Source organism: Halobacillus shinanisalinarum, assembly GCF_022919835.1.
GTDB lineage: Bacteria > Bacillota > Bacilli > Bacillales > Halobacillaceae > Halobacillus_A > Halobacillus_A shinanisalinarum.
This window is the reverse complement of sequence record NZ_CP095074.1, coordinates 3,943,062-3,955,853: the sequence shown is the minus strand read 5'-3', so window position 1 is coordinate 3,955,853 and position 12,792 is coordinate 3,943,062. Positions and strand designations below refer to the sequence as shown.

13 protein-coding genes are annotated in these 12,792 nt (G+C 40.1%); 4 read left to right on the top strand and 9 right to left on the bottom strand.

What is annotated here, in order from left to right:
- Positions 1–12: 12 nt before the first annotated feature.
- Positions 13–2,049 carry a glucose-specific PTS transporter subunit IIBC gene (gene ptsG / locus MUO14_RS19535; protein WP_244752221.1) on the bottom strand — a complete coding sequence of 679 codons (2,037 nt, stop codon included), beginning with the start codon at positions 2,047–2,049 and terminating at the stop codon, positions 13–15.
- Between the two features lie 289 nt (positions 2,050–2,338).
- Entirely contained in the window at positions 2,339–3,181 is an 843-nt protein-coding gene (gene glcT / locus MUO14_RS19530) for a glucose PTS transporter transcription antiterminator GlcT (protein WP_244752220.1), read from the bottom strand.
- 437 nt (positions 3,182–3,618) lie between these two features.
- Here glcT and MUO14_RS19525 point away from each other — a divergent pair, with 437 nt between their 5' ends.
- A complete protein-coding gene (locus MUO14_RS19525) occupies positions 3,619–4,410 on the top strand; it encodes an HAD family hydrolase (RefSeq protein ID WP_244752219.1) in 792 nt (263 codons plus the stop codon).
- Positions 4,411–4,447: 37 nt separating this feature from the next.
- On the opposite strand, the gene MUO14_RS19520 is transcribed toward MUO14_RS19525, so the two are convergent.
- From MUO14_RS19520 to recX, 3 genes are read right to left on the bottom strand one after another with little or no spacing between them, the layout of a single operon-like run.
- Positions 4,448–4,765, bottom strand: coding sequence for an NUDIX hydrolase (locus MUO14_RS19520; protein ID WP_244755690.1), 318 nt, complete (start codon positions 4,763–4,765; stop codon positions 4,448–4,450).
- Between the two features lie 26 nt (positions 4,766–4,791).
- A complete protein-coding gene (locus MUO14_RS19515) occupies positions 4,792–5,202 on the bottom strand; it encodes an NIPSNAP family protein (RefSeq protein ID WP_244752218.1) in 411 nt (136 codons plus the stop codon).
- Positions 5,203–5,224: 22 nt separating this feature from the next.
- Entirely contained in the window at positions 5,225–6,043 is an 819-nt protein-coding gene (gene recX, locus MUO14_RS19510; protein WP_244752217.1) for a recombination regulator RecX, read from the bottom strand.
- A 115-nt stretch (positions 6,044–6,158) separates the two neighbouring features.
- On the opposite strand from recX, the gene MUO14_RS19505 reads away from it, so the two are divergent.
- Complete coding sequence (locus MUO14_RS19505; RefSeq protein WP_244752216.1) at positions 6,159–7,064, top strand: TIGR01777 family oxidoreductase; 906 nt, start codon at positions 6,159–6,161, stop codon at positions 7,062–7,064.
- A gap of 930 nt (positions 7,065–7,994) precedes the next feature.
- Here the strand turns inward: MUO14_RS19505 and MUO14_RS19500 are convergent.
- Both MUO14_RS19500 and MUO14_RS19495 read right to left on the bottom strand, forming a co-directional pair.
- Entirely contained in the window at positions 7,995–8,666 is a 672-nt protein-coding gene (locus MUO14_RS19500) for a DUF3298 and DUF4163 domain-containing protein (protein ID WP_244752215.1), read from the bottom strand.
- 70 nt (positions 8,667–8,736) lie between these two features.
- Positions 8,737–9,054, bottom strand: a complete 318-nt coding sequence (locus tag MUO14_RS19495; protein WP_244752214.1) for a hypothetical protein — start codon at positions 9,052–9,054, stop codon at positions 8,737–8,739.
- Positions 9,055–9,160: 106 nt separating this feature from the next.
- On the opposite strand from MUO14_RS19495, the gene MUO14_RS19490 reads away from it, so the two are divergent.
- On the top strand, positions 9,161–9,979 hold the full coding sequence (locus MUO14_RS19490; protein ID WP_244752213.1) for a GNAT family N-acetyltransferase: 819 nt from the start codon (positions 9,161–9,163) through the stop codon (positions 9,977–9,979).
- A gap of 480 nt (positions 9,980–10,459) precedes the next feature.
- The gene (locus MUO14_RS19485; protein ID WP_244752212.1) at positions 10,460–10,819 is read left to right on the top strand and encodes a Lin0512 family protein; all 360 of its coding nucleotides are present in this window, start codon (positions 10,460–10,462) and stop codon (positions 10,817–10,819) included.
- Between the two features lie 43 nt (positions 10,820–10,862).
- Here MUO14_RS19485 and MUO14_RS19480 read toward each other — a convergent pair whose 3' ends face one another.
- Together MUO14_RS19480 and MUO14_RS19475 are read right to left on the bottom strand one after the other, a co-directional pair.
- Entirely contained in the window at positions 10,863–11,504 is a 642-nt protein-coding gene (locus tag MUO14_RS19480; RefSeq protein ID WP_244752211.1) for a TraR/DksA C4-type zinc finger protein, read from the bottom strand.
- 147 nt (positions 11,505–11,651) lie between these two features.
- Entirely contained in the window at positions 11,652–12,788 is a 1,137-nt protein-coding gene (locus tag MUO14_RS19475; protein ID WP_244752210.1) for a bifunctional cystathionine gamma-lyase/homocysteine desulfhydrase, read from the bottom strand.
- Between the last annotated feature and the right edge of the window lie 4 nt (positions 12,789–12,792).

Here is a 12,792-nt window from a genome sequence, read left to right as displayed (position 1 = left end):
AAATCTCTCCTCTTACTTGTTAATTTGAATAATATCTGGATCGTTATGCTTCACTTCACCAGTTGCTTTCACTTCAACAGACTGGTCCTCACCTAAATTGGTAAAGACGATAGGTGTCACTATAGAAGGAGCATTTTCTTTCACATATTCAAGGTCCACTTCCATCAGGGCTTGGCCTTGTTTAATTGTGTCTCCTTCTTCAATAAGAGCCGTAAACCCTTCTCCTTTGAGCTTCACAGTGTCTATTCCAATGTGGATCAGGATTTCCATTCCGTTATCTGCTTGAAGTCCGATTGCGTGCTTTGTAGGGAATACATTCAACACTTTACCGTTAATCGGTGAAATGATTTTACCATCTTCCGGTTCGATCGCAAATCCATCCCCCATCATTCTACCAGAGAATACTTGGTCTGGCACCTCTGTTATAGGAAGAACGTTTCCCTTCATTGGGCTGATGAACTCTAAATCACCCTTCGTTACAGGTGCTTCTGCACTTTTTGCTTCATTCACAATTTCAGCAACATCTTCTCTAGAACGAGGCGTTTTTCCATCAATGATATCTTGCATTTGCCCTCTTAGTGTATCAGATACTGGTCCGAAGATCGCCTGGATGTTGTTCCCAACTTCCATAACGCCCGAAGCACCAAGTTTTTTCAAACGGTTCTTATTAACGTTTCCTTTATCGTTCACGGACACGCGAAGCCTCGTAATACACGCATCTAAGTGATCGATATTTTCTTGACCGCCCATAGCTTCTAATATTTCAAATGGAAGATCGCCAACTTCACCATCACCATCTGCATCTTGTGCTTCATCCTCACGTCCTGGTGTAGCAAGGTTGAACTTAAGAATAGCCCAGCGGAAGCCAAAGTAATAAATCACGGCGAATACGAGACCAACAATGATCACCCACCACCATTCCGTACGGTTCGGCATGACACCGAAAAGAATGAAGTCGATCAGTCCCCCTGAGAAGGTTTGTCCAATCTTCACTCCCAGAATCTCCATGATCATAAAGGAGAAACCAGCAAATATGGCGTGAATTCCGAATAGTAATGGCGCTACGAATAAGAATGAGAATTCAAGTGGCTCGGTAATCCCTGTTAGGAAAGATGTCAATGCAGCCGAAGCCATAATCCCACCGACTACCTTCTTGCGTTCAGGCTTAGCTGTATGATAAATCGCAAGGGCCGCAGCGGGCAGACCGAACATCATGAATGGAAATTTTCCGACCATGAATGTACCTGCTGTAAATTCAACCCCATCTTTCAATTGGGCAAAAAATATCGCCTGGTCTCCCCGAATAATTTCTCCTGCAGCATTCGTGTACGTGCCAAATTCAAACCAGAAAGGTGAATAGAAAATATGGTGCAACCCAAATGGAATTAACGCACGTTCAATCACACCGAAGAAAAACACGGAAATCGTTTGGTTCGTTTCTAACATTAAATAAGACAACGCATTTAGAGCAGATTGTGCATACGGCCACACGAAAAGCATGATTATACCAAGGAACAATGATGTAAATGCTGTAATAATCGGCACAAACCGCTTCCCGGCAAAAAAGCCTAAGAACTGCGGAAGTTCAATATTGTAGTACCGATTATACATCGTGGCAGCTAAGATCCCGACGATGATACCGCCAAATACACCCGTCTGCAATGTGGGGATTCCAAGGACCTCAGCATACGCAGGATCTGATGTCATATCGGCTGTAACCTCACCAAGAACCCCCATCACGACGTTCATAATGAGATAACCAATGATTGCGGCAAGACCGGCAACCCCGTCACCTTTTGCCAAACCAATCGCAACACCTACGGCAAATAGCAACGGTAAATTGTCAAAAACGATCCCGCCAGCTTCCTCCATGACTTTAAGTAAAGTTTGGACCCACGGCGTTCCGAAAAATGGTACTTTATTAACAAAATCGTCTTGAGCAAAGCTTGTACCAAATGCCAGTAGAATACCAGCAGCTGGAAGCAATGCTACAGGAAGCATTAAAGCTTTTCCGACTTTTTGCAATGTACCAAAAGCATTCTTAAACAAGTTAATCTCCCCCTATTTTTTATTGTGATGAAAAACAGCTATTGTCAGAAAAATAAAACGGTTTCATAATAGCAGAAAAGAAAAGAGAGATCTTAAGATAAGAGTAAACCACCTTGACTCAGAAATGGAAGTACTCCTAACCCTAAGGTCATCCCTGTCAACTATTTTTACAGCATTAAAAAAGGCATGAGTATAGAGTTCCCAATAGAAACACTTGGATACACTTCTCCCAAATGGTTCTATAAGAATCTCTGATACTCATGCCTGATCGAATCAGTAACACGTAACGTTAAGATTTATAGGTTAACCTTTGCAAATGAATCGTTAAGTAGATTGCCTCCGATTCATCCACAGGCTTATTCAGCTGTTTTTGCATCACTTTAATTAACTTCCACGCTAGATTATAGCATACAGGATACTCTTGTTTCAACATGTTTTCGAGTCGAATCTCATCGTCTGTATTTTCATTCTGCACGACACGGTCAACAGCCCTGTGCAAGTGTTGTACTAAACGATGGTAATCCACACTATGACGATCAATAGTAACTTCCATGGTTTCTTCAACTAATTGGACGAGTGTTGTAATCAACTGGTTGTGCCGGTTGATTTCACGAAGAGTTTTATCTGTCACTGCACTATGAATATGTAAGGCAATAAACCCTATTTCACCTTCAGGGAAATGAATTTTCATCTTATCATAAACCATTGTGACTACTTCCATTGCAATTTGGTATTCCTTCGGGTAAAGCGACTCTATTTCAGGTAGAAAAGGATTGTTAAATTGCATGCTTTTTTGTGAGCGATTAATAGCAAAAGCCAGGTGGTCGGTTAAGGCAACATGAATATGTTCGTTTAACTCCTGCCCCATTCTCGTCTCAATATGATAGAGGATATCGTTCATAAAATCGATAAAGTCTTCATCAATATAGGGAAGGAGGTTGACGTACTGCTCTTTCTCCTTCTCACTACTAAGCAAAAACGTTTTATCAGCTTTATTAAACGAAGCGAAGTCTCCCTTTTTCTTTCCGAAGCCTATTCCCTTACCAATTAACACCACCTCTTCATACGAGGGATGTTTTGCAATAACTACATTATTATTCAGTACTTTATCAATCGTCAAACCTTCATCCATATTCGTTCCTCCACACCGTAACACCAGTCTTTTATACTAATATAGTTTTATCTCTCTATTCCTTATCGTATAGTTCCTTCTCTTTTTTGACAACAGCCCTGCACTAAATCTTTTGTTTCTCTAACCCCAAAAATGTAAAATCAATAAGAGGATGTTCAAAAAGTCACCAAATGATAAAAGGAAACTTCCATCAGTGGGACTTTCACTGATGATTCGTTGGGGCCTACACGACGTCTATATTCCTTAAAATCGGACATTTACGGACGGTTACTCACCCACTTAGTTTCTTATTTTCACGACGATATCTTTGGGGGTTTTCTGACCTTTCATGCGGGGTAAACGGCGAATACGATCTTTATCGACGTTCTCATTCGCCAAATTTTTGAACACACACTATAAGGGATTTGAATTTGGAAGTTTAGAAAGGAGTCCTGCACATGATCAAATTATTCATCACAGACCTGGATGGGACACTGCTTGGAATGGACCATTACATCAAACAAAAGGATATCGATTCCTTTCGTCAACTCATTAATCATAATGTTGAGCTTGCGATCGCTACAGGGCGGATGGAGCATGAAATTGCAGAAGTGCTACGAAGAATGGAACTCAAGGGGCATCGCATCAGTCAAAATGGTGCGTTTGTTCACGGGCAAAATGACCTGCTCATCCACTCAGAAACATTTACTAAAACAATCGCAGACCATGTCATAGCTAACATTCAAGACTATCCTATGGTTACAACTGTATCTACTGCTACAGATACCTATACGACGGAGCACAACGAGTGGATTGACGTAATCAATAAACAGCTTTTTCACGATATTACTGTTAACCCGAGTTTCGTCAAAGAATTCGGACAAACGATCCACCCTTCCAAATTCACTCTGCACGGAAATGAGGAAGATATAACCCATGTCCATGAGCAGGTAAGCAGTCAATTTGGACAAACAGTCGATACTTTTATTTCACACAAGAATGTGATTGATATTATGCCGCCTTCGATTAATAAAGGGAACAGTATTTTAGCTCTATTAAGCCACCTCGACATTAGGACGGATGAAATTGCTTGTATTGGAGATTCCTTTAATGATCTCTCTATGTTTGCCGTGACACCTAATAGTTATGCGATGTCTACAGCACATCCTGCCGTTCAGGCTAAAGCAAATACAGTTGTTGATCATGTTTATGAAGCCATTGAAGATTTAACTAGTAAAGGGATGCTGTAACACTGATAACCGCCCATCATTGTAAAGGATGAGCGGTTTATTTATATGATTCTATTCTGTGCACTAGCGTATATGGTTTTACATAATAGCTTTCCACTGCAGCTCCTTCATTTTCCAATGCATCCTGCAGACGAATCAAAAAATGCTCCCTAGTGACCCACTGTCTCATATTTTCATCTGTCATCTTTTGAAAAACAACATCCCTAGTCTCACCCGGCTGAGGACGAATCTCTCCCGAATGGTGTGTCCCTTTAAAGACGATACATACTACGCTTAACGTCATATTGTGATAGACACCTGTTATCCCTTCAACTGTCACCAGGGCACCTGTTTCTTCTAATACTTCTCGTTTTATTGCTTCCTCAAGGCTTTCATTGTTTTCTAAACGTCCCCAGGCATTTCATACGTGTCTGGACGGTGTTCATTTTGCACAAGGAGCACTTCTCCTTTTTCATTGAAGAAGCATCCTGAAACGGAAACAATGTGTTTTTGAAGATGGTAATCCCCTCCTTCTTCTAAAAAATCTTCCTTCAGATGATGGTACAATGGCTCAACCTGTAACGCTTTTTTATAAATTGCCGACTCCTTCACTTTACGATCGACGAGTAAATAATCTTTATAGTTGTCATATTCCCATATTGTTACTACTTCAGTATGGTCTAATGTCGTGTAACGTCCGGCTAAACGGGCACCGTGAGCTAATTGATTCGGTAGTACATACTCATGAAAAAAACGGGTCCACGGCTCATATTGATTTGGTGCTATCTTGTATGTTGCTCTCCTGTAAAACATCGGTCCCTCCTAAGTAAACGTATCATTTGTTATCAATGTTCTCCTCAATAAACTGATCGATCAAATCGAATGGAAAACCTTTACGGTATAAACCTGTTTTGATCTTTTGCTTTAATTCAAATCCCTCGGCTTTCCGCTCATATTTTCTCAACAATTTCTCTCCTTGATAAATAATCGCCTCCCATTCTGAATTCTCCTCACCTTCCTCTTCAGGAAGCTGATCAAGAGCTTCCTTAATGACATCGGTTTGAAACCCTTTTTGCATCAAGGTCTGCTGTACATTTTGGATTTGTTGCCGGTGTGATTTCTTCCTATCGCTATTCAGCTTTTTCTTTGCGAACTTCACCGCTTTTTCCACTCGTTTATTAAAAGGGAAATAGTCTAGTGCCTCTTCAGCTAATTGCGGCTTAACCCCTTTTTCAATCAGCTCTTTTTTTACTAAAAGCGGACCTTTACTTGAGGTCTGCATACGTGTTCTCACAAGTGAATTTGCAAACTCCTGATCGTTGAGCAATTTTTCCTTTTTTAAACGGTTGATTATCTCATCAATATGCTCTTCCTCAGCTTCTTTTTTAAGTAAATAATCATGAATTTCTTTTTCTGAACGCATTCGGAAGGTTAAATAGTTGATAGCGAGGGTATATGTCTTATGTATCGTATCTTTTTGGACTAAAGCGTTGATGCTTGATTCCTCAAGCTCCATCGATTTTTGGAGCTGGAATTTCACAAGGATATCTTCGTCTACGCTGAAACCGTAGGTCTCTCCTTGACCTCGATCCAAAAAGATATTATAACGATTCTTATTTCTTTTCTGTGTCGTAATCCGAGTAATTTTTGCCAAGCGAAATACACTCCTTTTTAACTTATTGTAGCATGAGAACCACATGCTTGGTCACGACAAGAATCGTTTCCTTTTTATACTATTTTGCTGGAAAAAGATAGAGGAGGAGATTATCTTGAAAATAGCCATTACCGGAGGAACAGGTTTTGTTGGGTCAAAGCTTACACAGAAACTTATTAATGAAGATCATCACGTGTACATACTCACAAGAAACCCAGACAAGCATGAAAATACAGATCATGTTACACATATTGGCTGGTTAAAAGATGAGTATGCTCCATGGGATCATCTTCCTTCTGTAGATGCTATCGTAAACCTTGCTGGTGAATCACTAAATAGCGGGCGATGGACGGAAGAACGAAAAAAATCCATTTTGGACAGCCGCATTCGAGCGACTGAAGAAGTAATCAACCTGATTGAACGCATGAACCCTAAACCGGAAGCACTTATCAATGCATCAGCTGTAGGTTTTTATGGACAATCAGAAACTACAACATTTACAGAAGAGACGGTTCAACCCGGAAAAGATTTCTTAGCAAACGTCGTTGCCAAATGGGAAAACCGAGCAGCGAAAGCCCAAAGTCTCGGGGTACGTACGGCATTCATTCGCTTCGGCGTGATTCTTGGAGAAAAAGGAGCGTTACCTAAAATGACTATTCCCTATAAACTTATGATTGGAGGAAATTTAGGATCTGGTGAACAATGGATGTCATGGATTCATATTGATGATGTGATTGAGCTCATCGACTATTCACTCAAAACTTCTTCGCTCAAGGGGCCTGTGAATGGAACAGCTCCTAATCCTAAACGCAACAAAGACTTTGGTCAAACCCTTGGCAATGTTCTTGGGCGCCCTCACTGGATCCCGGCCCCTTCTTTCGCCTTAAAGACGATTCTTGGTGATATGAGCACATTATTACTGAACGGCCAGTCCGTCATACCAAAAAAAGCAATAACCCATGGTTATACATTTATTTTTCCTGAATTAAACCCTGCCTTACAATCGATTTTAAAATCTTAACGAAGCCGTCTCGTGCTTCGTTTTTTAGTACCTAGCTACGTTCTCTTGCAGTATAATATAAGAAAACGACAACGGAGGATTCACAATAGAACATGAACACTTAAATAAAAATGTAATGCATACCCCCGTCACATCACTCTCCAATAAAGAACGGACAAGTCCACATATTAGATGCAAAAATAGTTAAGTTATTCCAAGTTGAAACCATTAACGTTTTATCCAGGTTTTGTCGATATTCAGACACATCTTGATCTCTATGATGAAGGAACAGGCTGGGTAGGAGTGATACGTATGGCCACCAGAGTCTCGCAATCTCCCGGGCCTCCTTGTGTTTGTGAGAAGAACGGAAACACTCCAGGTTCACAAATCAGCCAAAACGACAGAAGAACTTCTTATCAGAGAGCTAAAAATCTCTCTGTGACGCGATTATTATGCCACTTCATGATGGATAAACCCTCTGAACACTAGAGACTCATTCGGAATACGAATGGCTCCGTTCATCACAAAACAGGTGGGGTAGCTGGGAAACGTCTCCTTCTCCCGCGGGAGAAGGAGACCCCGAAAGGCTTCGCCTGAGGAGGCTTGCTGTTTAGAGGATGTTCGGCTAAAACCTAATAGAGGAAGTTCGACTAAGTTCGGCACGTCCTGTACCAACGTCGAACGACCCCACGTCCTGTGGGGCAGCAGGAAAGCGAGTCGTTTCCCAGCCACCCCGAGCCCTCATACCGTAACGGACCTAAGTGTCTTGAAGCTGAGTCTCCAGGATAAGGGGGCGATGTAAGCAACATGGATAGAAAGTGATCAAACTTCTTTATAAAACGGAAACTAAAATCTGCTGGATAAGAATCCATTTTGAACCTTTTCGGAAAAGAACCATATATTCTGCCAGTCTTTGGCATTTTAAAAAGAGCAATTATAAAATTGATTCAATTAAATAATTTGCGGTAAAGGGACATTTGTCTCCTTTGAAGATTGGTCTTTTCTAACTCGATCTAAAGGTATACTAATTTCAGGAGTGCCATATACGCCTGGTGCAATCTCATACTTATTAAATACTAGGATAATTTGTTCGCCGTTAATATAAAAGGCTGTATCCTCTCTTACGGAATTAAAAGATTGGTGGAAATAAGTATCCGGTTCATTTGCCATTTGTTTCTTCACTTCCTGATTAAGCGAAGGCATCTCCACCACATCTTCCAATGTAAGAATCCTGCCATTATCCCCGTTTTCAAAGTTAATTGAACTTACGGTCGAATTATAATTGTTTCCCCTTGAAATATTTGATGTCATGACGATAGAAATCATCTTATCGTCCTCGATCACTTCTTCTTCTTCATAGTATAGAACTGGGAACCCTGTTGATTGTTCAGCTACCCGCTTCACTTCTCTAACTGTATTTTCAAGTTTGTTACTTACTTTATTATTGACCTCCTCTTGAAGTTTCTCATTAGGAAGACCATTAAAAACTGGGTAATCAATATGGATTTCATAATCCTGCTTGACTTTATCCTTGTGCTTAATACTGTATAGACTGCCTTCAGCGAATATATTTGAACTGTACATTATAAACAGTACTAAAAACCATATACCTATTTTACTCAAGAGACCATTCCTCCTTTAGAAATTAGTTTGACCCAATTACTAAAAACTAAAGGGGAATGATGAAGTTAACTTATTTTGCCAAGCGTTCAACCATGTTTTCATTTGCCACAAAAATAGCCTCATTTTCAATTTCTGCAAAACCATATGCGGTAACAAAACCTAAACATTCATATTTGAATGCTGTCTGCCATATATCCAATTTATTCGTTATTTGAGCAATAGTAATAAGGCCGGTGTCGGATGAATCCTGGCTTAATAAGTTTGCACCAAAATGTTCTGCCACATCCCCTGCGATTTCAGTTGCCTTCTGCTGTGCCACCTTTACAATTAAACAGCCTATCATATCACACATCCTTTCCACGAATAGGAACATTTGTTCTTTTTCCATTATATCCACACTATTCCAATAAATCAACTCCTATTTAAAAGTTATTGCTTTTTTATGAATATTTGATAAACTATAAACCACTTTATAAAAATAAGGAGGGATTTTCATGATTCGCAGGCTTACGTCAAACGACGATCGGGCTTGTCAGCACCTGCTTTCTGTTAAACCAGCTGAAAACTTATTTATTATCGGTGATATTGAGAATTTTGGTTATGATCAAGATTTTCAGAAATTATGGGGGGACTTTGATAGGAACGATCAATTAAGGGCAGTGTTATTAAAGTACCATAACAATTACATTGCCTACGCGAATGACTACTTTGATGCCAAGGGTTTTGCTACAATTATTAACGAAGACCCAGAATTTATGCAGTTATCTGGTCTGCAAATCATTACTGAAAAAATTCTTCCTTACATAAAAGTCGGGAGCTTACGGAATCGTTCCTTATATTATGCCAAATGCGACGATACTGAAAAGCTAAACACAGATGTAAATACTAGCCATGTAAAGCTGGCCACGACGAATGATGTACAAAGACTCGTTCATTTGCAAAATCAAATTCCCGAATTTGAACGGGACAACAGTCGGGAAGATAGCATCCGAAGAGGAATAGAACAGAAATCTGCACGAGTGTATTACAGTGAAGACAATGGTACTATGATTTCAAGTGCCTCCACTACAGCAGAAAACTCGATGTCCGCCATGGTAGTAGGGGTTTGCACACATCCAAATTATAAACGTAAAGGGTATGCGAGTACTTGTATGCTTAAATTATGTCAAGATCTACTAGCAGATGGAAAAATGTTATGCCTGTTTTATGATAATCCCGAAGCGGGGTCTATATATAAGAGGCTTGGGTTTGAGGATATTGGAATGTGGATGATGCACATTTTTGAAAAAGCAGAAGAACCTTCCACGGTATAATCAAAATGTTAAAAGGAACAAATTCGGATGTTGAATTTGTTCCTTTTTCTTAATAAATTCCCTGCAGGATCTTTTAGTTTAATTCTATTCCCACTAATTTCAAAAAGAATGTACCTTCTGTGTTAAACGCGTTTTGATTTCATTCCACAATTGCTGCGTGCGTGCACATAATTCATGCAATGATTAGTACCACTTGTTATTCGGAGCAATGTTCTTTCTTCTGTACCAAAATCGATAGTTTTTATATTTTCGCTTCTTTTTAGTAAACCAATGGTCCCTTCATAAAATTGTGATGACTTTTCTAGATCGGTGACTCTCACTGTCACAACACCTACACGGACATCTTCTGTGATTGAAGCATCTATGTTTAACAGTAACTTTTATACTAATTAACTATGTAGAACTCAGGCTTTGGAGGTTTAATTCCCTTGCAAAAAGTAAATAAGGAGAATAGAACACGTTATTTTAGGAGGAGATCTAATGGAACAAGTGATGTTTATCCAAACTGGAACAGGGACAGATGTTCACGGACAAAATATAACAAAGGCTTCCGTCCGAGCGATAAAAAATGCGATTCATTCTAATTCCATGCCAGGCATAAGAACAGCGTTACCCAACCAATCCCTTGATGAAATGAAAATTCACGTTAAACTTGCTTTGCCAACGGATCATGATCAATTGGATGAGCAAGAAGTTAAACAGTCTATCCCTTATGGTCAAGTTACGATAGAAAAGGTTCAAGGCGGGATGCTGACATCAAGCCGAATTTTTCTGGAAGATAAAGAAGATAAAAATGACATGATGTACATTGTAAATGCAGCCGTTGAAGTCGGCTATTAATGAAAGATCCCCAAGGATGAGTGGCTCACTCCTTGGGGGATTATTATTCTGAATCTTCCTGTTCACGCTGATCCATATACTCCTTATAATATTCACTTCGCTGAAAATTAACTTCATCTGACCCTGTATATCCATTCATATCCGTTGATACAAAAGATTCAAATTCTTCCACATAACCACCATTATCCTCTTCTTCATCCATCAAAGATGAACCCTCATAAGTCATACCATTTTCATTAAAATTGGCGACCACCTCATAGCTATCGTTCCCGTCATTCCATTCCAAGTCATTCAGAACATCTTCTTCCACCGGACGATCACCCGCTACATGGTCATCTCCAGCAGATCGAGTGGTACGAGCTGTTGGTACGGCTTCCAGTCTTTCTAATGGGATCTTTTTCCCGGTTTTCTCACAAATCCCGTAAGTGCCTTGTTCGATTTGCTTTAGTGAGTAGGATATTTCTGATCGTTCATCTTCTAAATGGGTTAATAAAGCCATATCTTTTTCTCTTTCATAAAGCTCAGTGCCTGAATCGGCTGGGTGGTTATCATACTGGGATAACTCACCTGAGGCGCGGTCACTTGCAAAGCCTCGTTCTAGACCAAAATGGTTATTATCAATTAATCGTTGCTCTATCTCTCTTTTTCTTTCTTCTAATTGTTTTTTTAAATGTGTATAATCCATTTTCTCACACTCCAGTTCTTCTTACTGATTAGTGTGGCTATCTAAACCTTCTCTATACAGGCACTAAAATGAATTTTTTTGACATATATAGGTGTAATTCAAATTTATTTAATAAAAAAGAACGACCCACAATAGGCCGCTCTCACTTTATTTACGTAAGGCTTGTAAAAAGTCTTCCTTTAGGTCCTCAATATCTTCAAGGCCAATGGAGACACGAACTAAACCATCAGCGATTCCCAATTCGCTGCGGCGTTCTGCCGGGATCGAAGCATGAGTCATTTTTGCAGGAACCGAAATTAAGCTTTCGACGGCTCCAAGACTTTCAGCTAGCGTGAAAAAGCGAGTATTCTTAAGCACTCGGTCTGCCTTCTCCCCACTTCCCACGTCAAAAGAAATCATTCCGCCGCTGCCACGAGCTTGCCTTTGATGAACTTGATGTCCTTTATGACTTTCAAGACCAGGGTAATAAATGTTTGTTACCTCAGGAAGTCCTTGTAGGAACTCGATAAATGCACGAGTGTTTTCTTCAATTTCTTCCATGCGAATACCTAGTGTTTTGATCCCGCGCATCAATAACCATGAATCTTGCGGGCCAAGAATACCACCCGAAGAATTTAATACAAAATGAACATCTTCAGCAAGCTGTTGTGAATTGACGACAACTAATCCGGCTACAACGTCACTGTGTCCACCAAGATACTTCGTTGCACTGTGAAGAACGATGTCGGCGCCAAACTCAATCGGGTTCTGCCAATATGGTGTGCTGAACGTGTTATCAACAATAAACGTTAGATCCTTATCTTTCGCTAGATCAGACACTTTTTTCAAATCAGTGATTTTTAAAAGCGGATTGGTTGGGGTCTCAACATAAATCGCTTTTGTACGATCAGTAATTGCCGCTTCAATATTCGCAACATCACTTGTATCTACGAAGGTTGCTTCCAAACCAAAACGGTTAATCACATTAGAAACTAGACGGTACGTACCACCGTAAACATCATCTGTGAAAACAACATGGTCCCCGTGATTAAAGGTCATAAGCACAGCTGTGATGGCTGCCATTCCAGAGCCAAAAGCAAATCCTGCGTGACCGCCTTCAAGCTCCTTGATCAATTCTTCAAGTGCAAATCTCGTTGGGTTGCCTGTTCTTGAATATTCATACCCACGGTGCTGGCCAACCCCGTCTTGAGCATACGTACTAACTTGATAAATCGGCACTGATACAGCACCAGTTTCTTTATCACCAGTGATCCCACCATGGATCAATTGTGTTTTTTTCCTCATTGAC

Bases quoted from the DNA above. Each gene is read 5' to 3' on its own strand.
- glcT (WP_244752220.1), bottom strand. From the start codon at position 3,181: ATGGATGAAGGTTTGACGATTGATAAAGTACTGAATAATAATGTAGTT.
- MUO14_RS19525 (WP_244752219.1), top strand. From the start codon at position 3,619: ATGATCAAATTATTCATCACAGACCTGGATGGGACACTGCTTGGAATG.
- MUO14_RS19515 (WP_244752218.1), bottom strand. From the start codon at position 5,202: ATGTTTTACAGGAGAGCAACATACAAGATAGCACCAAATCAATATGAG.
- MUO14_RS19495 (WP_244752214.1), bottom strand. From the start codon at position 9,054: ATGGAAAAAGAACAAATGTTCCTATTCGTGGAAAGGATGTGTGATATG.
- MUO14_RS19490 (WP_244752213.1), top strand. From the start codon at position 9,161: ATGATTCGCAGGCTTACGTCAAACGACGATCGGGCTTGTCAGCACCTG.
- MUO14_RS19485 (WP_244752212.1), top strand. From the start codon at position 10,460: ATGGAACAAGTGATGTTTATCCAAACTGGAACAGGGACAGATGTTCAC.
- MUO14_RS19480 (WP_244752211.1), bottom strand. From the start codon at position 11,504: ATGGATTATACACATTTAAAAAAACAATTAGAAGAAAGAAAAAGAGAG.
- MUO14_RS19475 (WP_244752210.1), bottom strand. From the start codon at position 12,788: ATGAGGAAAAAAACACAATTGATCCATGGTGGGATCACTGGTGATAAA.